The following is a 26,090-nucleotide window of genomic DNA, read 5'->3' on the forward strand; positions in this document are numbered from 1 at the left end:
GTGACGGTACGGCTCCACCCGGCGGCGATGTGGGTGGCTCAGTGCACGGCGGCCGGCTCCGCGACCGCGGTCCCCTTCTCCACCGACGAGGGGTCCTCCTCCGTCGCGCTCCCCCGCTTGCCGAGGTGGTTGAACGCCAGGTTCAGCACGATCGCCACGATGCAGCCCGTGGAGATGCCCGAGTCGAGCACCACGAGCGCGTCCTCGGGGAAGGCGTGGTAGAACTCCGGCGCGGCGATCGGGATCAGCCCGATGCCGACGGCCGCCGCGACGATCAGCGCGTTCTCGCCCTTCTCCAGTGCCGCCGTGGCCAGCGTCTGGATGCCGCTCGCCGCGACGGAGCCGAAGAGCACGATGCCGGCGCCGCCGAGGACGGGCAGCGGGACGAGCGCGATGACGGACGCGGCGACGGGACAGAGTCCGAGCAGGATCAGGATGCCGCCGCCCGCGGCGACGACGAACCGGCTGCGGACCTTCGTCATGGCGACCAGGCCGATGTTCTGGGCGAAAGCGCTGCACATGAAGCCGTTGAACAGCGGGCTGATGGCGGAGCCGAGGGTGTCGGCGCGCAGGCCGCCCTCGATGGTCCGCTCGTCCGCCGGGCGGTCGACGATCCGGCCCAGCGCGAGCATGTCGGCGGTGGACTCGGTCATGCAGACCAGCATCACGATGCACATGGACACGATCGCGGCGATCTCGAACTGCGGTGCGCCGAAGTGGAACGGGGTGGGGAAGCCGACGATCCCGGCGTCCTTGATGGCGTCGAGGTCGGTCATGTTCAGCGGTACGGCGACGACCGTGCCGGCGACGAGGCCCAGCAGGATGGCGATCTGCTGCATGAAGCCGCGCAGCAGTTTGCGCAGCGCCAGGACGATCACGAAGGTGAGCGCGGCCATGCCGATGTTCTTCATGGAGCCGTAGTCGTCCGCCGTGGAGTTGCCGCCCTGGGACCAGTTGAAGGCGACGGGCAGCAGCGACACACCGATCAGGGTGATGACCGTGCCGGTGACGACGGGCGGGAAGAAGCGGACCAGTTTGGAGAAGTACGGGGTGAGCACGAAGCCCAGCACGCTGGCGACGATGATCGCGCCGAAGATGACGGCGATGCCGTCGTAGCCCCGGTCCCTGCCGATGGCGACCATCGGCGTCACACCGGCGAAGGAGACGCCGTTGACGAACGGCAGCCGGGCGCCGATGCGCCAGAAGCCGAGGGTCTGGAGCAGGGTGGCTATACCGGCGGTGAACAGGCTCGCGCCCATCAGGAACGCGGTGTCCTTGGCGCTGAGACCCACGGCGGGCCCCACGATCATCGGCGGGGCGACGACGCCCGCGTACATGGCGGCCACATGCTGCAGGCCGCTGGTGAACATCTTGAAGGGGGGCAGGGTTTCGTCGACCGGATGCTTCCGGTCCTCTGCTTCGGCGGTCGAGTTGTGCACGGCCACGGCGGTGCCTCCGGTCGGGTTACACGTCGTCGGTGGACGTGTGGTGTCAAGGAGGTGGTGCAGGTGGTGCGGTTGTGCACGTACCGGGTCGCCCGAGCCGGTGTGCGGGCGGCGTCCCCGTGCCGGAGGGCAGGGGGCGCCACCACCGGGAGGCACGCACCTTTGTCGTACGCGCCTCCCGGCGACGGCCGCCGTGGACCCCGCTCGGGTCCACGGCCGCCGGTCGAGGGCCGTCCCCCTCGACCGGACTACCGGGTTCAGCCCTGTGCGGCGATCCGCGCCAGGCGCTGTGCCTCGTCCCGCGTGGAGCGGGCGATGGCGTCTTCGTCCACCGTGGTGAGGTGGTTGCCCTCGACGACGGTCTTGCCGTCGACCAGGGAGAGGGTGACCGGCGCGGCCGCGCCGAAGACGAGCGCGACGACCGGGTCGGCGATGGAGGAGTGGGCGAAGGTGTCCAGCTTCCACATCACCAGGTCGGCGAGCTTGCCCGGTTCGAGGGATCCGATCGCGTCCGCCCGCCCGAGGACCTGAGCGCCGCCGTAGGTGCCGAGCCGCAGTGCCTGACGCGCGTTCAGGGCGGCCTCGCGGTGGGCGCCGAGCCGGTTGATCAGCAGCGCGTTGCGCAGCTCGGTGTGCAGTTCACCGGACTCGTTGGAGGCGGTGCCGTCCACACCGAGTCCCACCGGCACACCGGCCCGCAGCATGTCGGGGACGCGGGCGATGCCGGCCGCCAGACGCGCGTTGGAGGAGGGGCAGTGCGCGACGCCGGTGCCCGTGCGGGCGAAGGCGGCGATGTCGGAGTCGTTCATGTGGACGCAGTGCGCCATCCACACGTCGGAGCCCAGCCAGCCCGTCGACTCGAAGTAGTCGGTGGGGCCCATCCCGAAGAGCTCCTTGCAGAACTCCTCCTCCTCGACCGTCTCGGACCCGTGGGTGTGCAGCCGCACTCCCTTGCGCCGCGCCAGCTCCGCGCCCTGCCTGAGCAGTTCGGTGGTGACGGAGAACGGCGAGCACGGTGCGACGGCGACCTGCGTCATCGCGTCGAACGAGGCGTCGTGGTGCTTGTCGATGGTCTCCTCGGTGCCGGCCAGCGCGCCTTCGAGGGACTCGACCGCGAAGTCCGGCGGCAGGCCGCCGTCCGACTTTCCGCGGTCCATGGAGCCTCGGGCGAGGGTGAACCGTACGCCCATCTCACGGGCGGAGCCGATGATCGCGCCGGACAGGTCGCCGGAGCCCTGCGGGTAGACGTAGTGGTGGTCCATGGCGGTGGTGACGCCGCCGCGGGCCATCATCGCGAGCGAGCCCTGCGCCGCGGCGCGGACCATCGGCTCGTCGATGCGCGCCCAGGTCGGGTAGAGCGCCACCAGCCAGTTGAAGAGGTTGTGGTCGGTGGCGAGACCGCGCGTGATCCACTGGTAGAAGTGGTGATGGGTGTTGACCAGGCCCGGGGTGACGAGGTGGCCGGTGCCGTCGATGCGGCGTACCACGTTCGCGAGGCCCTCGGGTGCCTTGCCTGCTCCGACGGACTCGATCCTGTTGCCCGCGACGACGACATGGCCGAAGGCGTACTCGGTGTCGTCGGCGTCGACGGTGGCGATCGCACAGTTCTCGATGACGATGCGTTCGACCGTTTCGGTCCGGGCTGCCGAAGGTGCCATGGTGCTTCCTTCTTCTGTGGGCGGCGATGTGGGCACGGCAGGACCCTAGGAGGATTTGAGTGCCACAGCCGGGCGGCTGCGGGTGCCGAGATGGTGGAAGAACAGGTTGAGCAGGACCGCGACGAGCGCTCCGGCGCTGATGCCGGAGCCGAGCACGGTCTGTGCCCAGGCCGGGAAGTTGGCGTAGAAGGTGGGCGCGGCGAGCGGGATGATGCCCGCGCCGAGCGCGACGGCCACCAGGATGATGTTGGAGCTGTCGTCGAGTCCGGCCTCGGAGAGGGTGCGGATGCCGCTGACGGCGATCGAGCCGAACAGGACGATTCCCGCACCGCCGAGGACGGGCATCGGGACGAGTGAGACGACGGCGCCGAGGACGGGGAAGGCGCCCAGGATCAGCAGGGTGCCGCCGGCGACGGCGACGACGTAGCGGCTGCGGACCCGGGTGAGGGTCACGACGCCCACGTTCTGGGCGAAGGCGGAGGTGGGGAAGCCGCCGAAGACGGGCCCGAGGAGCGTCGCGATGCCGTCGGTGCGCAGTCCGCGGGTGATCGTCCTGCCGTCGCTGCGGCGGTCGCAGATCTCACCGAGGGCGAGCATTCCGGCGCTGGACTCGGTCATCAGGACCAGCATCACGATGCACAGGGACAGGATCGCGGCGGGCTGGAACTCGGGGGCGCCGAAGGCGAAGGGGCTCGGCAGCGCGGCGACCGGCGCCTCCCGCAGGACCGAGAGGTCGGCCATGCCGAAGGGGATCGCGGCGAGCGTGCCGATGAACAGGCCGAGCAGCAGCGCCACTTGCTTGAGGAAGCCGCGGCCGAAGCGCTGGAAGATCAGGATGACGGCGAGGGTGGAACCGGCCAGCGCGAGGTGCTTCATGGCGCCGAAGTCGGCGGCGCCGGCGTCGCCTCCCTGCGCCCAGGTGACGGGCACGGGCATCAGGGTGACGCCGATGAGGGTGATGACCACACCGGTGACGAGCGGCGGGAAGAAGCGCAGCAGCCGTCCGAAGAAGGGCCCGACGGCGAGGCAGAAGACACCGGCGACCATCACCGCGCCGTAGATGGCGGGGAGTTGGCGGCCGGGGGCGCTGGTCTCCGCGATGGCGAGCATGGGCGCGATGCCGGCGGAGGACGCGGCGTTGACGAACGGGAGCCGGTTCCCGGCGAAGTTCGTGACACCGAGGGTCTGCAGGAGGGTGGCGAGACCCGCGATCAGCAGGCTCGCCGCGATCAGCCGGGTCATGCCGGCGGCGTCGAGGCCGACCGCCTGGCCGATGATCAGCGGAGGGGTGACCACGCCCGCGTACATGGCGGCGATGTGCTGGAGCGCGGCGGGAACGAGCCGCGCGAGGGGGAGCTTCTCGTCCACGGGATGGACGGGCGGTGCGGTGCCGGGGCCTTGTGCCGCTCGCGCCGGCTCCGTTGCAGGCTGTGCCATGGTTCTTCCCTCCGGTCCGGCCGGCCCCCGCCCGGCTGCGGGCGGGCGGGGGCGGGTCGGTCCCGCGTCAGAGGTTGGTCATGTCGACCGGGATCTTCGGCTCGACGCCGTCCCGCAGGATGGTGGCTTCGATCAGGCCGTACGGGCGGTCGGCCGCGAAGTAGACCTCGTTGTCGTTCTTGAGGCCGAACGGCTCGAGGTCCACCAGGAAGTGGTGCTTGTTCGGGAGCGAGAAGCGGATCTCGTCTATCTCGCTGCGGCTGTTGATGATGCGCGAACCCATCTGGTACAGGGTCTGCTGGAGCGACAGCGAGTACGTCTCCGCGAAGGCCTCGAGCATGTGCTTCTTGGCCTGGTCGTAGGACTTGTCCCAGCCCGGCATCCGGTCCTCGTCCGAGGTCCAGTTGTAGCGCCACTGGGCGGCGACCTGGGTGGCCAGGATGCGGTCGTACGCCTCTTTGAGGGTCGTGTACCGGTCCTTGACGTAACCCCAGAACTCGGAGTTGGTCGAGTTCATCACGGTCAGGTCCTTCAGACCCGAGACGACCTCCCACTGCTCACCGTCGTAGGTGATCTGGGTGGTCCGGGTCTCCTGGCCCTTGCGGACGAAGGAGTGCTTGACCTCGTCGGCGCCGATGAACTTCGAGTTGCCGTCGGAGGTCGCGATGCGCTCCCAGGCGTACTCCTCGATGCGGATGCGCGCCCGGTGGATCGGCTCCTGGCTCGACACGAAGTGCCGGGCGAGGTGGATGCCGAACTGCTCCGCCGACTCGATGCCGTACTCCTTGGCGAACGCGTACACCGTGTTCTTGGTGGTGTCGGTCGGCAGCACGTTGGCGTTCGAGCCGGAGTAGTGGACGTCGTCCATGTCGCCGGAGAGGGCGACGGAGACGTTCAGGTCCTTGATGTGGTGGGTGTCGCCGTCCCGCGTGATCTTGACGACTCGGTTCTCTGCTTTGCCGTACTGGTTCTGGCCGAGAATCGTGGGCATGTCTGCTAGCTCCCTCGGTAAACGGAGTAGCCGAACGGGTTGAGCAGCAGCGGTACGTGGTAATGCTCGCCCGGCACGACGGCGAACGTGATCGCCACCTCCGGGAAGAACACACCGGCCGCACCGCTGTCCCGATTCGCGGGGGCGTCCTGCTGCGCATCGGCTTGCTTGTTCTCGAAGTACGCCTCGGTCTCGAAGTCGAGACGTACGTGTGTCGTTCCTTCCGGCAGCGCCGGCAGGTCCTTGCAGCGCCCGTCCGCGTCGGTCTTCGATGCGCCGAGCGCCACCCACCGCGCCCCCGCGCCGCTACGGGACGACAGCGAGATGGCGACGCCCTCTGCGGGGCGTCCCACGCTGGTGTCCAGGATGTGCGTGGACACCGATGCGGTGGTTTCCGTGCTCATGCTTCTTCCTGCTCTACGAGACGGGTCAGACGGATGCGGTTGATCTTGCCCAGCTCGGCACGGACGATCTCCCGCTCCTGCTCGGGCGAGTTCTCGATCCGTGTCCGTACGGCGTCCCGCATCTGCTCACCGGTGCGGCCGGTGGCGCAGATCAGGAAGACATGACCGAACTTGTCCTGGTAGGCCAGGTTCAGCTCGAGCATCTCCGCCTTGAGCGCTTCGGACGCACCTGCCATCCCGCTCTGTTCACGGGAGGACGTGGGGTCCCCTGGCTTGGGCCGGCCGATCGGTGGGTGGCCGGCCATCGCCTCGGCCAGATCCTCCGCGGTCAGTTCCGCCATGGCGGCGTCGCTGGCCTCGAAGAGAGCCTGGGTGGTGGCGTACGGTCGCTGGGCGAGCAGTTTGCTTCCCCAGGCCGAACTGGCGCACACCTCGTGCAGTGCGGCCAGGGCCGCACTGTCCTCGGAGGCGTTGAACCGGGCAAGGCCCGGGTTCGGAAGTGAAGTCACGGGAGCCTCCGTGGCTTGTTCATCGCGGTGCGTCGGACGGGCTGCGGATAGCTAACGCCCTTCGGCAACGCGACGTCAACACTTTGTTGAAAACTTGGGGTTACAAATACGGCGCCCTGGCGGCGGGCCCGCTCCGACGCCCGCCCGGTCCGCACCGGCCGGCCCGGGGGCCTCATTCGAGCCTTACACCGTTGCAGCAGCACACCGGGGCAGGCGCGCCCGACACACCCTAATGTCGGAAATGTCCTCAGTCGATCGGAGTACCACCTCCGGTCGCACGTAACGTCGACAACGATGTCGGAATCGCCAGGAGCATGCACATGAAAAGCGTTCGTCGCTTCGCCGCCGGTACGGCAGCAAGCGCCCTCCTCGGCCTGGGCGCGATCGCCCTCGCCACCCCCGCGCAGGCGGGCACCGTACCGGCACGAACCGTGGCGGCCGACCCCGCCGGCGAGATCACGTCGGCCGTCGACGACCTCCTCGGGAGTCTGCTCGGCACGGTCAGCGGCACCCTCGACACGGTGACCGGACTCCTGAACGACCTCCTCGGCGGCCTGCCGGGGCTCGGCGACCTCCCGGCGGCAGACCAGCCCGCCACCGGTGAGCTTCCGGCGGCCGGCGAGGCTCCCGCCGCCGGGGAGCTGCCCGCGGTCCAGGCTCCGGCGGCGGGGGAGCTCCCGGCCGTCGGCGCTCTCCCCGGCCTGGCCGACCTCCCGGGGCTCGCGGACCTGCCCGCGCTCGGGGAACTGCCCGCGACCGGTGACGTCCCGGCGGCGGACCTGCCCGCGACCGACCTGCCGGCCGCGCAGCCGCCGGCCACCGACGAACTCCCCGTGGCCGCCGATGCCGCGGGCACGGCCGGCGACTCCTGACGGAGTGACCCCGGCACACCACGGCGCCGCCCTCGCCGGTCGGTCGAGGGCGGCGCCGTGGTGTGCCGGGCGGGCCTGTCCCCGAGGCCGGCGGACCGGCGTCAGCCGTCCGAAGGGCTCTTCTCGCGGTTCAGGTAGTTGTAGACGGTGAAGCGGCTGACGCCGAGCGCGCCGGCCACCGTCTCCACGCCGTGGCGGACGGAGAACGCGCCGCGCGCCTCCAGCGTCCTGACGATCGACTGCTTGGTCCTGCGGTCCAGTTCGGCGAGCGGCCGGCCGTGCTGCCGCTCCAGTGCCGCGAGGATGTGGTCCAGCGAGTCCGCGAGCTGCGGAAGGCGCACCGCGAGGACCTCCTCGCCCTCCCAGCTGAGTACGACGTCGTCCTCCGCTGCCTCGCCGGGCTCGATCAACACCCCGCCCATGGCGTCGACGAGGGGCTTCACCGCTTGGGCGAGCGCGTGGTCGAGCGCCGTCATTCCTGGCCCTCCACCACGTTGACCTGGAGGGAGACCCGGGTCGCGCCGTTCTCCAGCGCCTTGCGCAGCAACGCGTCGACGGCGCCGAGCACCTGCTCCGCGCCGCCCTCCGCGGTGTTGCCGAACGGTCCGACGTCCACCGCGTCCAGATCCGCGCCCTGCACGACCTCGCGCACCGCCACGGCGTGCGGCGGTGGCTCGTCCAGGTCGAACGGCTCCGTCGTGAACTCCACTCTCAGTCGCACCATGCCTCCACGTTAGGGCCTGTCCCGTAGGCCTTGACCCGCTCCCCCTCCACCGGCGCCGGACGAAACGCGCGTCGCGGCGCGACGGACCGGCGGCGGTCCCGCGTAGAGCAGACGACAAGAGCCACGCCGGTCCCGGTTCCGTCCGGACCGGTGGCACAGGGAGGGGTCTGCATCATGACAGGACGCGTAGCCAGAGGTGTCAAGGCGACGGCGGCCGCCGCCATGGCGGTCGCGGCGCTCACCGCCTCGCAAGGGCCCGGGACCGCCGTCCCGGCCGGGCAGCGGCAGCCGCTGCCGACGGGAGGGACCGTCTCGGGCGACAGTGTGTACCGCACCGAGCTGCCGCCGCTGCGGACGCCCGGGCCGGCGGACGTCCGGGCGCCGGGGGTCTTCACCGCTCCGGCGGCCGGGGCGCTCCCGGCGACGGTGTTCGCCGCCTACCGGGCCGCCGAGGCCTCGCTCGCGCGCAGCGCTCCGGGCTGCGGCCTGCGGCTGCAACTGCTCGCAGCGATCGGCCAGGTCGAGTCCGGGCAGGCGCGCGGCGGACGGGTCCTGCCCGACGGCACCTCGCTCTCTCCGATCCTCGGCCCGCGGCTGGACGGCAACGGCTTCGCGCTGATCAGGGACAGCGACGGCGGGGCGTACGACGGGGACACGGTGTACGACCGTGCCGTGGGGCCCATGCAGTTCATCCCCTCCACCTGGGCGCACTGGGGCGCCGACGGCAACGGCGACGGCCGTACGGACCCGGGGAACATCTTCGACGCGGCGCTCGCGGCCGGGCGGTACCTGTGTGCCGGAGGGCGGGACCTGTCGGAGCGGGCGGACCTGGAGCGCGCCGTCCTCGGCTACAACCACTCCGCGGCGTACCTGCGGACGGTGCTGGCCTGGTACGCGTACTACCTCGGCGGCCACCGGGTGGTGCCGGACAACGGCGGCCCGTCCGCCGGGCCCGCCCGGTCCGTCCCGGCCGCTCCGGAGCCGCGGCGTACCGGCGGGCCGCGCCCCGCGGCGGCCCCGTCGCCCACAACGGCACCGGCCCCGACCCGGCCGACCGCCCGGCCCTCCGACTCGCCCTCCCCGCGCCCGAGCGCCACCGCGCCGGCCGACGGCCGTGAACCGGCGGAGCCGTTGCTGCCGCTCCCGGACGTGCCGGCGCCCGGCGACGGCCTGCTGCCGGGCGGCTCCGGCGGACTGACCAGCAACGGAACGGACTCGATGGGCGCAGGCCCCTCCACAATCCCGGATACCGGGCGGTAATGTCGCCACCCGCCGGGCAGGGACGCGACCGGCGGTGTGAGCGAAGGGGCCCTCATGGCTACAGACATGCAGCCTGCCCAGCCCGACGGGCCGGGCCGGGAGTCCAAGGAACGCTGGCAGCGTGCCTGGAGCCACCGCGAGGACCTGCTCAAGGTGGCCCGCCGCCGGTCGGTGAGCGCCGAGGACGCCGAGGACGCCGTGCACGAGGCGATGCTGCGTGCCGCGGAGCACCCGGACCTCGACGACGAGCGGCTGGGCGCCTGGCTGACGACGGTGACCATGCGGCTGTGCGTGGACCGCCACCGCCAGGTCCACCGGGAGGCGCAGGTACGCAGCAGCCCGAGACTGCACCCCCCGGGCCCGGTCCCCGTCGAGGAAGCGGTCTGCGACCGGGCGGAGGCGAACTGGCTCGCGGTACGCAGCTCGGAACTGCCCGCCCGGCAGGCGGAGGCCCTCTGGCTGAAGGCGGAGGACCTGGACGTCGGGCAGGTCGCCACGAAGATGGGCCTGAGCTACCGCACCGTCGAGTCCCTGCTGGCACGCGCTCGCCGCACCCTGCGCAACTCGCTGGCGGCGACGCTCGGGCTGGTGCTGTGGCTGTGCGGCCGGGGCAGGCCGGGCAGCGGGGGCAACGCCCAGGCGGTGGCGCTCGCCTCGACGGCGGTGACGCTCGCGGTCGCGGGCCTGGTCCTGCCGTACGTCCATGACGGCGACACCCCCCGGCCGACCCCCGCGCCCCCGGCGGTGACGGAGGCGGCCGGGTCCGGGGCACCGGAACCCGGCCGTACGGGTGCGCCGGGGAACGCCGCACCGTCGACCGCCCCCACCCAGGGCGCGCCGGGCGGGGCCCGCCCGTCCGGCGAGCGGGGCCTGCCGCTGCCGGAACTGCCCGGCGTGCCGCTGCCGACGCTGCCCCTGTCGACGCCGCCGGTGTCGGGGCTGCCGGTGCCAAAGGCGGCGGAGGATCTGGTGTCTTCGCTGCCACCGGTTCCGTCGGCGTCGATACCGACCGTGGCGCCGTCGGTTCCGACTGTGCCGGTCCCGTCGGCGTCGGTCCCGACCGTGCCGGTCCCGTCGGCGTCGGTCCCGACCGTGCCGGTCCCGCAGACCGTGCCGCCTCTCCCGACACATCCGTAACCCCCTGCGCGGGGCTTGTCCCCTACCCCTCCCGCTACGGCCTGCGGCCGTGGAGGGACCCCCCACATCCCGAACCGGGCTCCGCCCGGGCCCGTACCGCGCTCCGCGCGGTGTCCTCAAGCGCCGGGCGGGATGGATTTCGCTCCGCGAAATCAGCGCGGCTGGAACCACCTCCCACGGCCGCCAGGCCGCAGGGGGAGATCGAGGCGCGGGGTCCGGTGGGCCCCCACCACGCCGCCAGGCGTAGAGGGGCGGAGCCCCCGGAACACCGCGCGAAGCGCGGTGCCGGGTCCGGGCGGAGCCCGGTGTGGTCCAGGGCGCTCCCCGGTTTCGGTAAGTGGGGGTCCCCCCACGGCCGCCAGGCCGTGGGGGGAGGGTAGGGGAACAAGCCCGCCGCAGGCGAGACGCACCCGCTCCCGCCGACACCCCCACGAAACCCCGTCGAAAAAAAACTTCGCCTCGTCGCGACGGACGCCCCTCCCCTCCCCGTAGAGCAGGTGTCGGACCGCTCCACGGCTGAAGGGTGTACGGGATGGGTGTCGAGATCTGCGTAGAAGGGCTCACCAAGTCCTTCGGGCGCCAGGTCATCTGGCAGGACGTCTCCCTGACGCTGCCCGCCGGGGAGGTCTCCGTCATGCTGGGGCCCTCCGGGACCGGCAAGTCCGTGTTCCTGAAGACGCTCGTGGGACTGCTGCGGCCGGAGCGCGGGTCGATCCGGATCGCCGGGCAGGACATCACCACGCTGCGCGAGCACGAGCTCTACGAGGTCCGCAAGCTGTTCGGCGTGCTGTTCCAGGACGGCGCGCTGTTCGGTTCGATGAACCTCTACGACAACATCGCCTTCCCGCTGCGTGAGCACACCCGCAAACCGGAGGGCGAGATCCGCCGGATCGTGCTCGAGAAGATGGACATGGTCGGTCTGATCGGCGCCGAGGACAAACTGCCCGGCGAGATATCCGGCGGTATGCGCAAGCGGGCCGGACTGGCGCGGGCCCTGGTGCTCGACCCGGAGATCATCCTGTTCGACGAGCCGGACTCGGGTCTCGATCCGGTGCGTGTGGCGTATCTCAACCAGCTGATCGTCGATCTCAACGCGCAGATCGACGCCACGTTCCTCATCGTCACCCACGACATCGCCTCCGCCCGTCAGGTCCCGGACAACATCGGGCTGCTGTTCCGCCGCGAGCTGGTGATGTTCGGCCCGCGGGAGCAGTTGCTGACCAGCGAAGAACCCGTGGTGCGGCAGTTCCTCAACGGGCGGATGCAAGGGCCGATCGGCATGGCGGAGGAGAAGGACGCCGCCCAGGTCGAGCAGGAGCTCGCGCAGCTCGACGAGGCCGCGGACGCCGCCGTGCCGGGCGTCCTCGAGCTGACGCCGCGGCTGCTGCCGACCGAGGGCATCGAACGGCCGCCCCGCTGGGCCGAGATCGCGGACCGAGAGGCGCTGCGACGGCTGCGGGCGTCGGTGCACGGAAGGGCGGGCGACGCATGAGCCTGTCACCCGTCGGGGCGCTGCGGCAGTCGGGCAGCCTGTTCGCCATGGGGCTGGACGTGCTGCGCACGATCCCCAAGCGGCCTTTCCAGATGAGGGAGTTCATCCAGCAGGCGTGGTTCGTCGCGAGTGTGACGATCCTGCCGACGGCGCTGGTGTCGATCCCGTTCGGAGCGGTGATCGCGTTGCAGATCGGCTCTCTGACGAGGCAGCTGGGCGCGCAGTCGTTCTCGGGCGCGGCGTCCGTCCTCGCCGTACTGCGGGAGGCGTCGCCGATCGTCACCGCGCTGCTGATCGCGGGCGCGGGTGGCACGGCGATCTGCGCGGATCTCGGAGCGCGGAAGATCCGCGAGGAGATCGACGCGATGCAGGTGCTGGGCATCGACCCCATCCACCGGCTGGTCGTGCCGCGGGTGCTGGCCACGATGCTGGTGGCGGTGCTGCTCAACGGCCTCGTCTCGGTGGTCGGGGTGGCCGGCGGCTACTTCTTCAACGTGGTGCTGCAGAACGGCACCCCGGGCGCCTATCTGGCCTCGTTCACCACGCTCGCCCAGCTCTCCGACCTGTGGGCGGCCGAGCTGAAAGCCCTGGTGTTCGGGGCGATCGCGGCGATCGTCGCCTCGTACAAGGGGCTGACCGCGAAGGGCGGCCCGAAGGGGGTCGGCGACGCGGTGAACCAGTCGGTGGTCATCACCTTCATGTTGCTGTTCGTGACGAACTTCGTGATGACCGCCGTGTACTTCCAAATCGTTCCGCAGAGGGGCTGAGCGATGCCGCTGATGAATCGTCTGCTGCCGCCGCAGCTCGAGGAGCTGGGCAGGCAGCTGGTCTTCTACGGCCGTTCGCTGGCCTGGACCGGCCGGACGCTGCGCCGCTACAAGAAGGAGATCCTGCGGCTGCTCGCGGAGGTGAGCTTCGGGCGCGGCGCGCTCGCCGTCGTCGGCGGGACCGTCGGGGTGATCGCGTTCCTGTCGTTCTTCACCGGTACCGAGGTCGGCCTCCAGGGCTACGCGGCGCTCAACCAGCTCGGCACGTCGAACTTCGTGGCGTTCCTCTCCGCGTACTTCAACACCCGGGAGATCGCTCCCCTGGTGGCGGGCCTGGCGCTGTCCGCGACGGTCGGCGCCGGGTTCACCGCGCAGCTGGGCGCCATGCGGATCAGCGAGGAGACCGACGCGCTGGAGGTGATGGGCGTCCCGTCGCTGCCGTTCCTGGTGACGACGCGGATGATCGCCGGTTTCGTCGCGGTGATCCCGCTGTACGTGGTGGGGCTGCTGTCCTCGTACTTCGCGGCCCGCACGATCACCACCGGCTACTACGGGCAGTCGGCCGGCACCTACGACCACTACTTCCAGCAGTACCTGCCGCCGGTCGACGTCCTGTGGTCCTTCGGCAAGGTGATCGTCTTCGCCGTCGTGATCATCCTGGTGCACTGCTACTACGGCTACTACGCGAGCGGCGGCCCGGCCGGCGTCGGGGTCGCCGTGGGCCGCGCGGTGCGCACCTCGATCGTGGCGATCAACATTCTCGACTTCTTCCTCAGCCTGGCGATCTGGGGCGCCAACACGACCGTACGGATAGCGGGGTAGGGGCCGATGAGCAGAGAGGGAAGCGCCGCGGCACACGCCGGCCGGCTGCGGCTGTACGGGCTGGTGTTCCTCGCCGTCATCGCGCTGCTGCTGTCGCTGTCGGTGGCCGCGTACCAGCAGGTGTTCACCTCGGTCGTGCGCGTCACGCTGGAGGCGGACACGCTGGGCAACCAGCTCGACCCGAGGGCCGACGTCAAGCTGCGCGGACTGCTCGTCGGCGAGGTGCGCGAGGTGCGGGCCGACGGGGAGAAGGCGACACTCGACATCGCCCTGAAGCCGGAGCATGTGGCGCGCATCCCGGCCGATGTGCACGCCCGGCTGCTGCCGAAGACGCTGTTCGGCGAGAAGTTCGTCGACCTGGTGGTGCCCGGCGGCTCCTCGGGCCGGCACATCCGGGCCGGGGACGTCATCACCCAGGACCGCACCCGGGCCGGCATCGAGGTGCAGCACCTGATGAACGACCTGCTGCCGCTGCTGCGCACGGTGCGGCCCGCCGATCTCAACGCCACGCTGCACGCGTTCTCCACCGCGTTGGAGGGACGTGGCGACCGCATCGGCGACAACCTCGTACGGCTGGAGCGCTATCTGCGTGAGCTCAACCCCCATATGCCCTCCCTTCAGGAGGACATCTCCCGCTTCGCCGATGTCGCCGAGGTCTACGGCGACGCGGCACCGGACCTGATGAACATCCTGCGCAACTCGGTCACCACGAGCCGCACCATCGTGGAGAAGCGCGAGCAGCTGGCCGCCGCCCTGACGGGAACGGCGAAGGTCGCCGGCACGGCGGAGAAGTTCTTCGACGACAACGGCGAGCGGCTGATCACCCTGGGCCGTGTCTCCCGCCCGACCCTCGACCTGTTCGCCCGTTACTCGCCCGAGTACCCGTGTCTGCTGGAAGGCCTCGAGCGCCAGAGCAGGGAGTCCGAGAAGGCGTTCGCGGGCGGCGAGATGCGCATCACCCTCGAATTCGTCCACCCGCGACCCGCGTACCGACCCGGTGAGGAACCGCGCTATGCCGAGCGCTCCGGCCCCGACTGCAGAGGCATCCCCGGCCCTTCCGTGCCGGCGGAACACACCAAGCTCGACGACGGTACGAAGGATGTCGTTGCCGGCGGCCCGCCCGGAGCCGGCCCGGTCTCCGCGACGGCGGCCGAGCAGCGGGCCGTGGGCTCGCTGGTCGCACCGGTCCTCGGGGTGCCCGCCGACCGGGTTCCCGCGGTGGCGACGCTGCTGTTCGGACCCATGGCACGCGGGACGGCGGTGAGTGTGGCATGAAGGCGTCACGAGCCACCGCGACCGCGGCACCCCTGGTGAAGTTCCTTCTCTTCGCCGCGGTGACGATCCTGGCGACGACACTGCTCGCGGCGACGATCGTCAACATCTCCTTCGCCCCGGAGCACACCTACCGTGCGGTGTTCAGCGATGTCACCAGCCTGGAGGAGGGCGACGACATCCGCGTCGCGGGAGTGCGCGTCGGCGAGGTCGAAGCCATCCGTATCAAGGACCGCACGCTGGCCGAGGTGACGTTCACCGTCACCCGCGACCGGCCGCTGCTGACCAGCACCGGAGCGGTCATCCGCTACCGGAGCCTCGTCGGTCAGCGTTACGTCGCCCTGACGGAGGGCGCGGGCGACGGGACGAGGCTGAAGCCCGGCGCCACGATCCCGCTGGCCCGAACCCAGCCGGCGCTCGACCTGAACGCGCTGCTCGGCGGCTTCAAGCCGCTGTTCGCCGCCCTCAGCCCGAAGGACGTCAACCAGCTCGCCACCGAGATCATCAAGACGCTGCAGGGCGAGGGCGGCACGGTCAACAGCCTGCTCGCGCACACCGCGTCCCTGACCACGACCCTCGCCGACCGCGACGAGCTGATCGGGTCGGTGATCGACAACCTCAACACCACGCTGCAGACCCTCGACAAGCGCGGCGCCCGCTTCTCCGGACTGCTCAAACAGCTCCAGCGGCTGATCTCCGGGCTGTCCGCCGACCGTAAGCCGATCGGCTCCTCGCTGGAGAACATCGGCGCGCTGACCGAGGCGACGTCCGGTCTGCTCGAGGACGCCCGGCCGCCGCTGAAGGGCGACATCGCGGAGCTGAGGGACCTGACCAAGACGCTGAACGACAACGAGAAGACCGTGGAGGGCGTGCTGAAGCGGCTGCCGAACAAGCTCGACAAGCTGACGGGGACCGCCTCGTACGGTTCCTGGTTCAACTTCTACCTCTGTGACTTCGACGGCCGGATCGTGCTGCCGAAGACCCGAGAGGTGATCACTCCTGAGCTGCACGTGGCACGGGCGAGGTGCGGCGGATGAAGATACGTCTGATTCCCCGCACACCCTTCCGTGACCGCAACCCGGTCGTGATCGGCGCGGTCGGCATCACCACGCTCGCCCTGCTGACGACCGCCGCGTTCAACGCGGACAGCCTGCCGGTGATCGGCAACGGCGAGACGTACAGCGCGGCGTTCTCGGAGGCCGGCGGGCTCAAGCCGGGCGACGAGGTACGCATCGCCGGGGTCAAGGTCGGCAAGGTCGACGAGGTCGACCTCGACGGCGACCATGTGAAGGTCACCTTCAAGATCAAGGGTGAGCCGAAGTTCGGCACGAGGACCGGCGCGGCCATCCGGATCAAGACGATCCTGGGCGCGAAGTACCTGGCCCTCCAACCGAAGGGGTCCGGACAGCTGCGGCCCGGCAGCGAGATCCCGCTGGAGCGCACCACCCCGGCGTACGACGTCGTCCAGGCCTTCAGCGATCTGACGACCACCAGCGAAAAGGTCGACACGGAGCAGTTGGCCAAGGCCTTGGACACCATCTCGACGACCTTCGAGGACTCGCCGGAGGAGGTACGCGCCTCCATCAAGGGCCTGTCGAAGATCTCGAAAACGGTGGCCTCGCGTGACGAGGACCTCCGCGAGCTGCTGAAGCACGCCAACTCGGTCACCAAGATCCTCTCCGAGCGCTCCGGTGAATTCACCACCCTCGTCAAGGACGGCGACGCGCTGTTCAAGGAGATCACGCGGCGCCGGGCGGCGATCCACGCGCTGCTCAAGAGCTCGGCCGCACTCGGCATCCAGCTCTCCGGCCTGGTCGAGGACAACGAGAAGGAGATCGGCCCGGCACTGAGAGGGCTGAACCAGGTGGTGCGGATGCTGGAGCGCAACCAGGCGAGCCTCGACCGCAGCGTCGCGCTGCTCGCCCCCTATGTGCGGGTCTTCACCAACACCCTCGGCAACGGCCGCTGGTTCGACAGCTACATCCAGAACATGGTCGCCGCTCCGGTGGTCCCCCGGACAGGAGGCTCACGATGAAGGGCCGCATCCGCTTCGATCCGAAGGGCCGTACGGCCCGGCTGACGGCCGTCGCCGCCGTCGCGGCGCTGCTGGTCTGCGCCGCGGTCGTGCTGTGGCCGCGCGAGGAACCGGTCCGCGTCACCGCGTACTTCCCGCGCACCGTGGGCATCTACCCGGGCTCCGACGTGCGGGTGCTCGGCGTACGCGTCGGCGAGGTCACCGAGATCGTCCCGGAGGGCGGCCGGGTGCGCGTGGAGCTCGAGTACGAGCCCGGGCGCAAGATCCCCGCCGACGCCCAGGCAGCCATCATCAACTCCTCCGTGGTCAGCGACCGTTACGTACAGATGCTGCCGGTGTACCGGGGCGGGCCCGTGATGCGCGACGGCGCGGTGATCCCTCAGAGCCGCACGGCCGTGCCGGTGGAGCTGGACCGGGTCTTCGACAGCCTGCACACGACGGCCGAGGCGCTCGGTCCGAAGGGCGCCAACAAGGACGGATCGCTCGCGCGGCTGCTGGGGGTGAGCGCCGCCAATCTCGACGGCCAGGGCGAACAGATGCACCGGACGGTGGAAGACCTGTCCCTCGCGGTCACCACGTTGTCCGACGGCCGGGACGACCTGTTCGGCACCGTACGCAATCTTCAGGTGTTCACCGCGGCGCTCGCCGCCGACGACAAGAGCGTGCGGTCGTTCAACGACAGTCTCGCCGCGGTCGCCGACCAACTCGCCGGGGAGCGCAAGGACCTCGCGGCGGCCCTCAAGCATCTGGGGGTGGCGCTCGGCGACGTCTCGAGGTTCGTGAAGAACAACAAGAAGGCGCTGACCGAGGACGTGGAGGGACTCAGCAAGGTCACCAAGGTGCTGGTCACCCAGCGGGCGGCGCTGGCGGAGCTGCTGGAGGTCGCGCCCACCGGCCTCTCCAACCTCCAGAACGCCTACAACCCGTCCTCCGGCACCCTCGACACCCGCAACAACCCCGACCATCCGCAGGACCCGGCGGCACTGCTGTGTTCGCTGCTGAGGACCACCGGTGACGCGGGGGGCAAGAACCCCGACTGCGCGGAGCTGGAGAAGTTGTTCGACTCGCTGCCCGAGGTGCCGCACGCAGGCGCGGTGCCGGGCACCGGCCAGGTCGACCGGACGCTCGGCGGAATACTGGAGGCACGCGCATGAGCGCACCCCGCAGGCATCGGGCCGTGGCCCTGGCCACCGCCATGGGCTCCGTGCTGCTCACCGGCTGCGACTTCAACGGCCTGTACGACGTGGACCTGCCCGGCGGCGCGGCCGCCGACGGCAACGCCTACCACGTGACGGCCGACTTCAGGGACGTTCTCGACCTGGTCCCGCAGTCGGCGGTGAAGGTCAACAACGTCACCGTGGGCGCGGTCGAGAAGGTGGAACTGGTCGGCTGGCACGCCCGGGTACGCCTGCGCATCGCGGACGATGTGAAGTTGCCCGGCAACGCCGTCGCCGAGCTGCGGCAGACCAGCATGCTCGGTGAGAAGTACGTGGCCCTTTCCCCGCCGGTCGGCATCGAGGCCAGTGGGCGGCTCACCGACGGCGCGCGCATCCCGCTGTCGCGCACCGGACGCAACCCGGAGATCGAGGAGGTGCTCTCCGCTCTTTCCGCGCTGCTGAACGGCGGCGGTGTGGCGCAGCTCAAGACGATCACCGTGGAGCTGAACAAGGCGCTGGAGGGCCGGGAGAACCGGGTCAAGGACCTGCTCGGCGAGCTGGACACGTTCATCGGCGGGCTCGACAAGCAGCGCAAGGAGATCGTCCGGGCACTCAAGGGCATCGACCGGCTGGCGAAGCGGCTGGCCGCGGAGAAGGCGACGATCGCGCAGGCCGTGGACACGGTGCCCGGCGCGCTGAAGGTCCTGGCCGACCAGCGCCGCGATCTGACGGCGATGCTGACCTCGCTCTCGGAGCTCGGTAAGACGGGCACCAAGGTGATCAACACCTCCCGTGCGGACACGGTGGCCAACCTCAAGAGCCTGCAACCGATTCTGCAACAGCTGAACAAGGCCGGCAGCGATCTCCCCAACTCGCTGGAGCTCCTGACGACCTATCCGTTCCCCAGGAACGTGACGGGCGCCATCAAGGGTGACTACGTCAACCTCAAGATCACCGCGGATCTGGACCTCGCGAGTGTCTACGGCAACCTCGCGGAGGAACCGCCCGGGCCGGGCCCGGAGGAACCCGAGCTGCCGGAGGTCCCCGGCACGCCCGACCTGCCCGGGGTGCCCGGCCTGCCGAAAGCGCCTCTGCCGACCGCGCCCCCGGAGGTTCCCGGCGCACCGACGCCGGGCGCTCCCCCTCCCCCCGGCGGCGACGGACCGCTGTGTCCGCCGGTGTGCACCGGCAGCCAGGTCGCCCACGGGGACGGCGACGGACGCCGGCTGCCCGCGGGAATCGACCTGGCACTGGCCGAACTGATGCTGAAGGGGATGCAGCCGTGATCACACGTACGGTCAAGGCCCAGTTGATCGCCTTCGCCGCGGTCACCGCGGTGGGATGCTCGTACGTCGGCGCCCGCTACACCGGCCTGGTGGACAGTCTGCTGGACCGCGGATACACCGTGCGGGCCGACTTCGCCGACTCCGGCGGCATCTTCCAGGGCGCCGAGGTCACCTACCGGGGCGTTCCGGTGGGCCGGGTCGCGGAGCTGCGGCTCGCCGGCACGGACGGTGTCTCCGTGGCGCTGGACATCGAGGACGGGACCCGGATACCGGCGGACACGCTGGCCGTGGTGGCGAACCGTTCAGCGGTCGGCGAGCAGTACGTCGACCTCCAGCCGCGCCGCTCCGGCGGCCCGTACCTGGACGAGGGCAGCGAGATCCCGCGCGCCGACACCCGCGTCCCGCTGCCCACGACGGCGCTCGTCCTCAGCCTGGACCGGCTGGTCAACTCGGTCGGCAAGGATGATCTGCGGGTCACGGTCGACGAGCTCGGCAAGGCGTTCGCCGGCACCGGGCCGCATCTGAGCAGGCTGGTGGACTCCGGGAACCTGCTGGTCGAGTCGGCCTCGAAGAACCTGCCGGAGACGACCTCGCTCATCGAGGACTCGCGGGTGGTGCTGAAGACCCAGAGCGACAAGGGGTCGGCGATCAAGTCCTTCTCCCGCGACCTGGCCGCGCTGACCGCCGAACTGAAGGCACGCGACGGCGATCTGAGGCGGTTGGTCGGCAACACCGCCCCGGCCGCGCAGGAGGTCGACTCGCTGCTGAAGTCCAACGAGACCCATCTGCCGGTGCTGCTCTCCAACCTGATCAGCGGCGGCCAGGTCACCGTGGCGCGCCTGCCCGGTGTGGAGCAGGCGCTGGTGACGTTCCCGGTGATCGTCGCAGGCAGCTACACCGTGATCCCCGGCGACGGCACCACCCACTTCGGCATGGTCGTGAACGCCGACGACCCGCCGCCGTGCCGCCAGGGTTACGGCACCCAGCGGCGTGACCCGGCGGACACCTCGCAGCGGCCCGCCAACCGTGAGGCGCGCTGCACCGAGCCGCGTGGCAGCGGCACGTCCGTGCGCGGCGCCCAGAACGCGCCGGGCCCCTCGAGGTCCGGCGGCGCACGGCAGGCGGCACACGTCACCCCGTACGACCCGGAGACCGGCACCCTCGCCGGGCCGGGCGGGACGCTCCTCGAGATCGGCTCGACGGGCGGAGAACAGAGCACGTTCGGAAAGGACTCGTGGCAATGGCTGCTCGTGGGACCGATGGCATGAGCGCGGGCGGTGTCCTGACGCGCACGGTGATTCCGCTGCGGCGGCTCGGCGCCAGGCTCGCCACCGCGGCGGGGCGCGGCAGGGCGACGGCGGTGACGCTGGCCGTGGCGACCGTCGCCGTGACGGCGCTCGGCGGCTGGCTGTGTCTCCAGGTGTACGAGCAGCGGGCGGAGGTCCGCCGGCACCAGGACATCCTGGCCGCCGCCCGCCAGTCCGCGCTGAACTTCACGTCGCTGGACTACCGGCACTACGCCCGTGACAGCGCGAACGTGCTGAAGGGCGCGACCGGCGACTTCAAGGAGCAGTTCGCCGCGCAGACCGGTGAGTTGACGAAGCTGGTCGCCGCCAACGAGTCCGTCTCGGAGGGGCAGGTGCTCGAGGCGGGGATAGCGCGGGCAGACGAGCGCTCGGCACGGGTGCTGGTCGTCGCCGACAGCAAGGTGACGAACAAGGCCGCGCCGGAAGGGCAGTCCCGTACCTACCGGCTGCAACTCGACCTCGTGCTCGAGAAGGGCCGCTGGCTGACGTCCGATGTCGAGTTCGTCGGCTGACCCGGCGGGCGGCACACCCGAGCGCACACCCGTACCAGCAGCAGTGAGGAGCAAGACCGTGGCGAACCCGACCACCCGGGGCCGTGGCTCCACCTCTCCCGGCCGTCGCGCCATGTCTGCGGCCGCGCGTGCGGCCGCCAAGCGGTCGGACCGCGTCCGGCCGGGCCCAGGCGGTTCCACCGTGCTCGACACGCCGCGCGCCCCGGCTCCCCGGCGGCTCGAGGCCCCGGACGACGCGTCGCAGGCCCGCCGGGACGAGAACCAGCATGTGGGGCCCGTCGTCCTGGCGGAGGAGGCCGCGGCGCTGCGGCCGGAGCGCCGCCGGCGGCGGCGCGCGCGGCTCTGCGCCCTGCTGTCCGTCCTGGTGGCCCTGGGCCTGACCGCGGTGGGCGTGCTGGGGTGGGAGTACGCCGAGGGGCGGCGTACCGACGCGGCCCGGACCGAGGCGGTCGCGGCGGCGCGGAAGGCGGCGCCGGTGGTGCTGTCGTACGACCACCGCAGGCTGGAGGCGGACTTCGCCGCGGCGCGCGGCCATCTGACCGGCGCCTTCGAGGAGGAGTACGGCAGAACCACGAGCAAGGTGGTGGGACCCACCGCGAAGAAGTACCGCGGGGTCGTCAAGGCGAGCGTGGTCGCGCCCCCGGACGGCGGCGCGCCCGCCGCTTCGGTGGTGTCCGTGTCCCCCGACCGGGCCGTGGTGCTGCTGTTCGTCAACCAGGTCACCACCAGTACGCAGGTCACCGGTTCACGCGTCGATCTGAACCGGGTCCGGATGACGATGACGCGTACGTCCGGCGGCTGGAAGGTGAGTGCCGTCGACGCGCTCTGAGGACCACCCCCGAACGCGGGGGGACGCCCCGACCCCCCGCACGCCTCCCGAGCAGGGACGGAAGAAGGCCTGACCCGCCTTCCGACGGCCCGCTCGGGAGGCGTTTTTTTGTGGTCGCTCTTGACAGCCGTCACGCCGCCCGGAGATTATTCCGACAGACAGAAAGAGACTTCCGCAATACGGAAGGGACGCACAACCCCATGGGATACAGCGACCACCGCTACGACGTGAACCTCTCGATCCTCTTCACGGAACTCCCGCTGCTGGAGCGCCCGGCGGCCGCCGCCGCGGCCGGCTTCACCGCGGTCGAGCTGTGGTGGCCGTGGATCGAGACCCCCACCCCGCCGCAGGCCGAGCTCGACGCCCTGAAGAAGGCACTCGACGACGCCGGCACCCAGCTGGTGGGACTGAACTTCTACGCCGGGCAACTGCCCGGCCCCGACCGCGGCGCGCTCTCCGTGCCCGGCGACGAGTCCGACCGCTTCCGCGCCAACATCGAGGTGGCGGCCGACTTCGCGGCGTCCGTGGGCTGCAAGGCCCTCAACGCCCTCTACGGCAACCGCGTCGACGGCGCCGACGCTCAGGTCCAGGACGCCCTCGCCCTGGAGAACCTGGTGCTCGCCGCCCGCGCCGCCGACCGCGTCGGGGCGATCCTGCTGGTCGAGACGCTCAACAAGCCCGAGTCGCCGCTGTACCCGCTGGTCAGCGCACCTGCGGCGATCGAGGTGATCGACAAGGTCAACGCCGCGACCGGTCTCGGCAACGCCAAGTTCCTCCTGGACATCTACCACCTGTCCATGAACGGCGAGGACGTCGCCCGGGTCATCGAGCAGTACGCCGAGAAGACCGGCCACGTCCAGATCGCCGACAACCCGGGCCGCGGCGCCCCCGGCACCGGCTCGCTCCCGCTCGAGCAGCTCCTCGACGACCTCAAGAAGGCCGGTTACGAGGGCTGGGTCGGCCTGGAGTACAAGGCCGGCGACCGAGCGAGCGCCGAGTCCTTCGACTGGCTGCCGGCCGGGGCGCGCGCCGCCCGCTGACTTCCCTTACACGCTTTTCAGAGAGGTACCCCCGATGAGCACCCGCACAGATTCCTCCCGACCCACCCGCCCGGCGATTGCGTGGATCGGCCTCGGCATCATGGGCTCCCCCATGTCCGAGAACCTGCTGAAGGCGGGCTACTCCGTCACCGGCTACACCCTCGAGCAGGACAAGCTGGACCGCCTCGCGGCGGCGGGCGGCACGGCCGCCGGGTCGATCGCCGAGGCCGTCAAGGACGCCGACGTCGTCATCACCATGGTCCCGGCCTCCCCGCAGGTCGAAGCCATCGCCTACGGCCCCGACGGCATCCTCGAGAACGCGCGCCAGGGCGCGCTGCTGATCGACATGTCCTCGATCACCCCGCAGACCTCTGTGGACCTGGCGAAGAACGCGGCCGACAAGGGCATCCGCGTGCTCGACGCTCCCGTCTCCGGCGGCGAGGCCGGCGCGATCGAGGCCGTGCTCTCGATCATGGTCGGCGGCGAGCAGGCCGACTTCGACACCGCCAGGCCGATCCTGGAAGCGCTCGGCAAGACCATCGTGCTCTGCGGTCCGCACGGCTCCGGCCAGACGGTGAAGGCCGCCAACCAGCTGATCGTCGCCGTCAACATCCAGGCGTGCGCGGAGGCCGTGGTCTTCCTCGAGAAGTCCGGCGTGAACCTCTCGGCGGCGCTCGACGTGCTGGGCGGCGGCCTGGCCGGCTCGACGGTCCTGACCCGCAAGAAGGACAACTTCCTGAACCGGGACTTCAAGCCGGGCTTCCGGATCGACCTGCACCACAAGGACATGGGCATCGTCACCGACGCCGCCCGCAACGTCGGCGCGGCGCTGCCCGTGGGCGCGGTCGTGGCCCAACTGGTGGCCTCCCTGCGCGCCCAGGGCGACGGCGGCCTGGACCACTCGGCCCTGCTGCGCGCGGTCGAGCGCCTCTCGGGCTCGCAGGCCTGACCCCGGGCCCGGGGTGGTGGCCGGCTCCCTGACCGGCCGACCCCGGGCGGGGCCACGGATGCGGCCCGCCCCGTACTCGGCCGGGCAGCACCCACCGAGCCCCTGCCCGGGCCGACCACGACCCGGGCCGCAGGAGGCCCACCCCGTGATCAACCCCCACCGGGCAGCAACCATCCAGGGCCCCTGCCCAGGCCGACCACGACCCGGGCCGCAGGAGGCCCACCCCATGGTCGGCCCCCACCGGGCAGCAACCCTCCACCGCCCCTGCCCAGGCTGACCACGGCCCCATATACCCCGGTCGGTGTCGGCGCTGACACCTGTCCTGTCGCGCCCAGGCGTCGGCACCGACCGGAACCCCTCCCTTCGTTTTCAACAAACTGTTGACGTTTCGTTCGGCTCGTATTTACGCTCCTCGAACCGTCCCCAGTGCAGCTCCCGTACGGAAGGTCACGATGTCGAAGCGCGTGCTTACGACCGAGTCCGGCGCCCCCGTCGCCGACAACCAGAACTCCGCCACCGCCGGCGTCGGTGGCCCCATCCTCCTCCAGGACCAGCACCTGCTGGAGAAGCTCGCGCGCTTCAACCGTGAGCGCATCCCGGAGCGCGTGGTGCACGCCCGCGGCTCCGGCGCGTACGGGTACTTCGAGGTGACCGACGACGTCACCGGCTACACGAAGGCGGACTTCCTCTCCCAGGTCGGCAAGCGCACGGAGACGTTCCTGCGCTTCTCGACCGTCGCCGACTCCCTCGGCGGCGCGGACGCGGTCCGCGACCCCCGCGGTTTCGCCGTGAAGTTCTACACCGAAGAGGGCAACTACGACCTCGTCGGCAACAACACCCCGGTGTTCTTCATCAAGGACCCGATCAAGTTCCCCGACTTCATCCACTCCCAGAAGCGTGACCCGTTCACGGGCCGTCAGGAGCCGGACAACGTCTGGGACTTCTGGGCACACGCCCCCGAGGCGACGCACCAGGTGACCTGGCTGATGGGCGACCGCGGCATCCCCGCCTCGTACCGCCACATGAACGGCTACGGCTCGCACACCTACCAGTGGACCAACGAGGCGGGCGAGGCCTTCTTCGTGAAGTACCACTTCAAGACCAACCAGGGCGTGCGCTCGCTCTCCTCCGAGCAGGCCGCGGAACTGGTAGGCAAGGACGCCAACTCGCACCAGACGGACCTGCTCCAGGCCATCGAGCGCGGAGTGAACCCGTCCTGGACGCTGTACGTGCAGGTCATGCCGGCGGCAGAGGCGGCCGACTACCGCTTCAACCCGTTCGACCTCACCAAGGTGTGGCCGCACGCCGACTACCCGCTGCAGCGGGTCGGCCGCCTGGTCCTCGACCGCAACCCGGACAACGTCTTCGCGGAGGTCGAGCAGGCCGCGTTCTCCCCGAACAACTTCGTCCCCGGCATCGGTCCTTCGCCGGACAAGATGCTCCAGGGCCGGCTGTTCGCCTACGCCGACGCCCACCGCTACCGCCTCGGCGTCAACCACACCCAGCTGCCGGTGAACGCGCCGAAGGCGACGGTCGCGGACAACTACGGCCGCGACGGCCTGATGGCGACCCGCAACGGCTCGCGCCACGACAAGAACTACGAGCCCAACTCGTACGCGGGCCCCGCCCAGTCGGACGCCGCGCTCTCCGCCCCGCTCGCGGTCCACGGCTGGACCGGCACCCACGCGGCGCCGGCTCACGTCAAGGACGACGACTTCTTCCAGGCGGGCGAGCTGTACCGGCTCATGTCGGAGGAGGAGAAGGGCCGTCTCGTCGCGAACATCGCCGGCGGTCTTTCGCAGGTCACCCGCGACGACGTGATCGAGAAGAACCTGGCCCACTTCCACGCCGCCGACCCCGAGTACGGCAAGCGCGTGGAGGAGGCGGTCCGCGCCCTGCGCGAGGACTGACAGCGAGACCGCGCCCGGGGACCGACGGGAGGTCGACCCCTGGGCGTGAGCCCGCGGCACGAACCCGGATGAGGGGTGGTGCGTGCAGCGGGCTGAAGCGAGGACCGCGGCGGCGTGCGATGCCAGTGCGGTGGTGAAGGCCCCCGAACCCGTTCTGACCTGAAGAACGCGCTCCGGTCGGCCGATCGCCCCGCCGCGGTCCCCTCTTCCACCTCTCCTGGGCTCCGCCCCGCGGCGCGAACGACCGGTTCTTCGCGCCTCCCTCGCGACTTCGC

General features: G+C 70.8%; 25 protein-coding genes. 17 read left to right on the forward strand and 8 right to left on the reverse strand.

The window, feature by feature from the left end:
* Positions 1–38: 38 nt before the first annotated feature.
* From ACIPJI_RS19675 to uraD, 6 genes are all read right to left on the reverse strand, one after another.
* Complete coding sequence (locus ACIPJI_RS19675; protein ID WP_402247619.1) at positions 39–1,445, reverse strand: nucleobase:cation symporter-2 family protein; 1,407 nt, start codon at positions 1,443–1,445, stop codon at positions 39–41.
* A 257-nt stretch (positions 1,446–1,702) separates the two neighbouring features.
* On the reverse strand, positions 1,703–3,103 hold the full coding sequence (locus ACIPJI_RS19680; protein ID WP_356621566.1) for an 8-oxoguanine deaminase: 1,401 nt from the start codon (positions 3,101–3,103) through the stop codon (positions 1,703–1,705).
* A 45-nt stretch (positions 3,104–3,148) separates the two neighbouring features.
* Positions 3,149–4,540: a nucleobase:cation symporter-2 family protein gene (locus ACIPJI_RS19685; RefSeq protein ID WP_402247621.1), complete on the reverse strand. Its 1,392-nt coding sequence runs from the start codon at positions 4,538–4,540 to the stop codon at positions 3,149–3,151.
* 67 nt (positions 4,541–4,607) lie between these two features.
* Positions 4,608–5,531: a factor-independent urate hydroxylase gene (pucL, locus tag ACIPJI_RS19690; protein WP_402247623.1), complete on the reverse strand. Its 924-nt coding sequence runs from the start codon at positions 5,529–5,531 to the stop codon at positions 4,608–4,610.
* Positions 5,532–5,536: 5 nt separating this feature from the next.
* Positions 5,537–5,935, reverse strand: a complete 399-nt coding sequence (gene uraH, locus ACIPJI_RS19695; protein WP_005310076.1) for a hydroxyisourate hydrolase — start codon at positions 5,933–5,935, stop codon at positions 5,537–5,539.
* Positions 5,932–6,444, reverse strand: a complete 513-nt coding sequence (gene uraD, locus ACIPJI_RS19700) for a 2-oxo-4-hydroxy-4-carboxy-5-ureidoimidazoline decarboxylase (RefSeq protein WP_307709069.1) — start codon at positions 6,442–6,444, stop codon at positions 5,932–5,934. Before uraD ends, uraH begins: the two co-directional genes overlap by 4 nt.
* A 320-nt stretch (positions 6,445–6,764) precedes the next feature.
* Here uraD and ACIPJI_RS19705 point away from each other — a divergent pair, with 320 nt between their 5' ends.
* Positions 6,765–7,316 carry a hypothetical protein gene (locus ACIPJI_RS19705; RefSeq protein ID WP_402247626.1) on the forward strand — a complete coding sequence of 184 codons (552 nt, stop codon included), beginning with the start codon at positions 6,765–6,767 and terminating at the stop codon, positions 7,314–7,316.
* A gap of 101 nt (positions 7,317–7,417) precedes the next feature.
* On the opposite strand, the gene ACIPJI_RS19710 is transcribed toward ACIPJI_RS19705, so the two are convergent.
* Both ACIPJI_RS19710 and ACIPJI_RS19715 read right to left on the reverse strand, forming a co-directional pair.
* Positions 7,418–7,792 carry a helix-turn-helix domain-containing protein gene (locus ACIPJI_RS19710; RefSeq protein WP_159685091.1) on the reverse strand — a complete coding sequence of 125 codons (375 nt, stop codon included), beginning with the start codon at positions 7,790–7,792 and terminating at the stop codon, positions 7,418–7,420.
* Positions 7,789–8,037 carry a hypothetical protein gene (locus ACIPJI_RS19715; RefSeq protein WP_189475030.1) on the reverse strand — a complete coding sequence of 83 codons (249 nt, stop codon included), beginning with the start codon at positions 8,035–8,037 and terminating at the stop codon, positions 7,789–7,791. Before ACIPJI_RS19715 ends, ACIPJI_RS19710 begins: the two co-directional genes overlap by 4 nt.
* A gap of 177 nt (positions 8,038–8,214) precedes the next feature.
* Between ACIPJI_RS19715 and ACIPJI_RS19720 the strand changes: the two genes are divergently transcribed.
* The 16 genes from ACIPJI_RS19720 to ACIPJI_RS19795 all read left to right on the forward strand — a co-directional run bounded on the left by ACIPJI_RS19720 (position 8,215) and on the right by ACIPJI_RS19795 (position 25,815).
* Positions 8,215–9,300 carry a lytic murein transglycosylase gene (locus ACIPJI_RS19720; protein WP_402247629.1) on the forward strand — a complete coding sequence of 362 codons (1,086 nt, stop codon included), beginning with the start codon at positions 8,215–8,217 and terminating at the stop codon, positions 9,298–9,300.
* 54 nt (positions 9,301–9,354) lie between these two features.
* Positions 9,355–10,437: a sigma-70 family RNA polymerase sigma factor gene (locus tag ACIPJI_RS19725; RefSeq protein ID WP_402247631.1), complete on the forward strand. Its 1,083-nt coding sequence runs from the start codon at positions 9,355–9,357 to the stop codon at positions 10,435–10,437.
* Positions 10,438–10,969: 532 nt separating this feature from the next.
* Positions 10,970–11,929 (forward strand): ABC transporter ATP-binding protein, encoded by a 960-nt coding sequence (locus tag ACIPJI_RS19730; protein WP_307709065.1) that lies wholly within the window; start codon positions 10,970–10,972, stop codon positions 11,927–11,929.
* Positions 11,926–12,696, forward strand: a complete 771-nt coding sequence (locus tag ACIPJI_RS19735) for an ABC transporter permease (protein ID WP_307709064.1) — start codon at positions 11,926–11,928, stop codon at positions 12,694–12,696. Before ACIPJI_RS19730 ends, ACIPJI_RS19735 begins: the two co-directional genes overlap by 4 nt.
* A 3-nt stretch (positions 12,697–12,699) precedes the next feature.
* Positions 12,700–13,518 carry an ABC transporter permease gene (locus ACIPJI_RS19740; RefSeq protein ID WP_307709063.1) on the forward strand — a complete coding sequence of 273 codons (819 nt, stop codon included), beginning with the start codon at positions 12,700–12,702 and terminating at the stop codon, positions 13,516–13,518.
* A gap of 6 nt (positions 13,519–13,524) precedes the next feature.
* Positions 13,525–14,793: an MCE family protein gene (locus tag ACIPJI_RS19745; RefSeq protein WP_402247633.1), complete on the forward strand. Its 1,269-nt coding sequence runs from the start codon at positions 13,525–13,527 to the stop codon at positions 14,791–14,793.
* Positions 14,790–15,827 carry an MCE family protein gene (locus ACIPJI_RS19750; protein ID WP_307709061.1) on the forward strand — a complete coding sequence of 346 codons (1,038 nt, stop codon included), beginning with the start codon at positions 14,790–14,792 and terminating at the stop codon, positions 15,825–15,827. The genes ACIPJI_RS19745 and ACIPJI_RS19750 overlap by 4 nt, the downstream gene beginning before the upstream one ends.
* Positions 15,824–16,825, forward strand: a complete 1,002-nt coding sequence (locus tag ACIPJI_RS19755; RefSeq protein WP_356621582.1) for an MCE family protein — start codon at positions 15,824–15,826, stop codon at positions 16,823–16,825. The genes ACIPJI_RS19750 and ACIPJI_RS19755 overlap by 4 nt, the downstream gene beginning before the upstream one ends.
* Positions 16,822–17,979: an MCE family protein gene (locus ACIPJI_RS19760; RefSeq protein WP_307709059.1), complete on the forward strand. Its 1,158-nt coding sequence runs from the start codon at positions 16,822–16,824 to the stop codon at positions 17,977–17,979. The genes ACIPJI_RS19755 and ACIPJI_RS19760 overlap by 4 nt, the downstream gene beginning before the upstream one ends.
* The gene (locus tag ACIPJI_RS19765; protein WP_307709058.1) at positions 17,976–19,268 is read left to right on the forward strand and encodes an MCE family protein; all 1,293 of its coding nucleotides are present in this window, start codon (positions 17,976–17,978) and stop codon (positions 19,266–19,268) included. The genes ACIPJI_RS19760 and ACIPJI_RS19765 overlap by 4 nt, the downstream gene beginning before the upstream one ends.
* A complete protein-coding gene (locus tag ACIPJI_RS19770) occupies positions 19,265–20,536 on the forward strand; it encodes an MCE family protein (protein ID WP_307709057.1) in 1,272 nt (423 codons plus the stop codon). The genes ACIPJI_RS19765 and ACIPJI_RS19770 overlap by 4 nt, the downstream gene beginning before the upstream one ends.
* Positions 20,509–21,087, forward strand: coding sequence for a hypothetical protein (locus ACIPJI_RS19775; protein ID WP_356621583.1), 579 nt, complete (start codon positions 20,509–20,511; stop codon positions 21,085–21,087). Before ACIPJI_RS19770 ends, ACIPJI_RS19775 begins: the two co-directional genes overlap by 28 nt.
* A 58-nt stretch (positions 21,088–21,145) precedes the next feature.
* Complete coding sequence (locus ACIPJI_RS19780) at positions 21,146–21,916, forward strand: hypothetical protein (protein WP_356621585.1); 771 nt, start codon at positions 21,146–21,148, stop codon at positions 21,914–21,916.
* A gap of 200 nt (positions 21,917–22,116) precedes the next feature.
* Positions 22,117–22,956, forward strand: coding sequence for a TIM barrel protein (locus ACIPJI_RS19785; protein ID WP_356621587.1), 840 nt, complete (start codon positions 22,117–22,119; stop codon positions 22,954–22,956).
* 34 nt (positions 22,957–22,990) lie between these two features.
* Positions 22,991–23,905: a 2-hydroxy-3-oxopropionate reductase gene (locus tag ACIPJI_RS19790; protein WP_307709053.1), complete on the forward strand. Its 915-nt coding sequence runs from the start codon at positions 22,991–22,993 to the stop codon at positions 23,903–23,905.
* 452 nt (positions 23,906–24,357) lie between these two features.
* The gene (locus ACIPJI_RS19795) at positions 24,358–25,815 is read left to right on the forward strand and encodes a catalase (RefSeq protein ID WP_402247637.1); all 1,458 of its coding nucleotides are present in this window, start codon (positions 24,358–24,360) and stop codon (positions 25,813–25,815) included.
* The last annotated feature ends 275 nt before the right edge of the window (positions 25,816–26,090 follow it).

Source organism: Streptomyces sp. NPDC086835, assembly GCF_044745705.1.
Lineage (GTDB): Bacteria > Actinomycetota > Actinomycetes > Streptomycetales > Streptomycetaceae > Streptomyces.

Excerpts from the sequence above, each read along its gene's own strand:
- ACIPJI_RS19680 (WP_356621566.1), bottom strand. The coding sequence starts at position 3,103 with ATGGCACCTTCGGCAGCCCGGACCGAAACGGTCGAACGCATCGTCATC.
- ACIPJI_RS19685 (WP_402247621.1), bottom strand. The coding sequence starts at position 4,540 with ATGGCACAGCCTGCAACGGAGCCGGCGCGAGCGGCACAAGGCCCCGGC.
- pucL (WP_402247623.1), bottom strand. The coding sequence starts at position 5,531 with ATGCCCACGATTCTCGGCCAGAACCAGTACGGCAAAGCAGAGAACCGA.
- uraH (WP_005310076.1), bottom strand. The coding sequence starts at position 5,935 with ATGAGCACGGAAACCACCGCATCGGTGTCCACGCACATCCTGGACACC.
- ACIPJI_RS19705 (WP_402247626.1), top strand. The coding sequence starts at position 6,765 with ATGAAAAGCGTTCGTCGCTTCGCCGCCGGTACGGCAGCAAGCGCCCTC.
- ACIPJI_RS19710 (WP_159685091.1), bottom strand. The coding sequence starts at position 7,792 with ATGACGGCGCTCGACCACGCGCTCGCCCAAGCGGTGAAGCCCCTCGTC.
- ACIPJI_RS19720 (WP_402247629.1), top strand. The coding sequence starts at position 8,215 with ATGACAGGACGCGTAGCCAGAGGTGTCAAGGCGACGGCGGCCGCCGCC.
- ACIPJI_RS19725 (WP_402247631.1), top strand. The coding sequence starts at position 9,355 with ATGGCTACAGACATGCAGCCTGCCCAGCCCGACGGGCCGGGCCGGGAG.
- ACIPJI_RS19730 (WP_307709065.1), top strand. The coding sequence starts at position 10,970 with ATGGGTGTCGAGATCTGCGTAGAAGGGCTCACCAAGTCCTTCGGGCGC.
- ACIPJI_RS19735 (WP_307709064.1), top strand. The coding sequence starts at position 11,926 with ATGAGCCTGTCACCCGTCGGGGCGCTGCGGCAGTCGGGCAGCCTGTTC.
- ACIPJI_RS19740 (WP_307709063.1), top strand. The coding sequence starts at position 12,700 with ATGCCGCTGATGAATCGTCTGCTGCCGCCGCAGCTCGAGGAGCTGGGC.
- ACIPJI_RS19745 (WP_402247633.1), top strand. The coding sequence starts at position 13,525 with ATGAGCAGAGAGGGAAGCGCCGCGGCACACGCCGGCCGGCTGCGGCTG.
- ACIPJI_RS19750 (WP_307709061.1), top strand. The coding sequence starts at position 14,790 with ATGAAGGCGTCACGAGCCACCGCGACCGCGGCACCCCTGGTGAAGTTC.
- ACIPJI_RS19755 (WP_356621582.1), top strand. The coding sequence starts at position 15,824 with ATGAAGATACGTCTGATTCCCCGCACACCCTTCCGTGACCGCAACCCG.
- ACIPJI_RS19760 (WP_307709059.1), top strand. The coding sequence starts at position 16,822 with ATGAAGGGCCGCATCCGCTTCGATCCGAAGGGCCGTACGGCCCGGCTG.
- ACIPJI_RS19765 (WP_307709058.1), top strand. The coding sequence starts at position 17,976 with ATGAGCGCACCCCGCAGGCATCGGGCCGTGGCCCTGGCCACCGCCATG.
- ACIPJI_RS19775 (WP_356621583.1), top strand. The coding sequence starts at position 20,509 with ATGGCTGCTCGTGGGACCGATGGCATGAGCGCGGGCGGTGTCCTGACG.
- ACIPJI_RS19785 (WP_356621587.1), top strand. The coding sequence starts at position 22,117 with ATGGGATACAGCGACCACCGCTACGACGTGAACCTCTCGATCCTCTTC.
- ACIPJI_RS19790 (WP_307709053.1), top strand. The coding sequence starts at position 22,991 with ATGAGCACCCGCACAGATTCCTCCCGACCCACCCGCCCGGCGATTGCG.
- ACIPJI_RS19795 (WP_402247637.1), top strand. The coding sequence starts at position 24,358 with ATGTCGAAGCGCGTGCTTACGACCGAGTCCGGCGCCCCCGTCGCCGAC.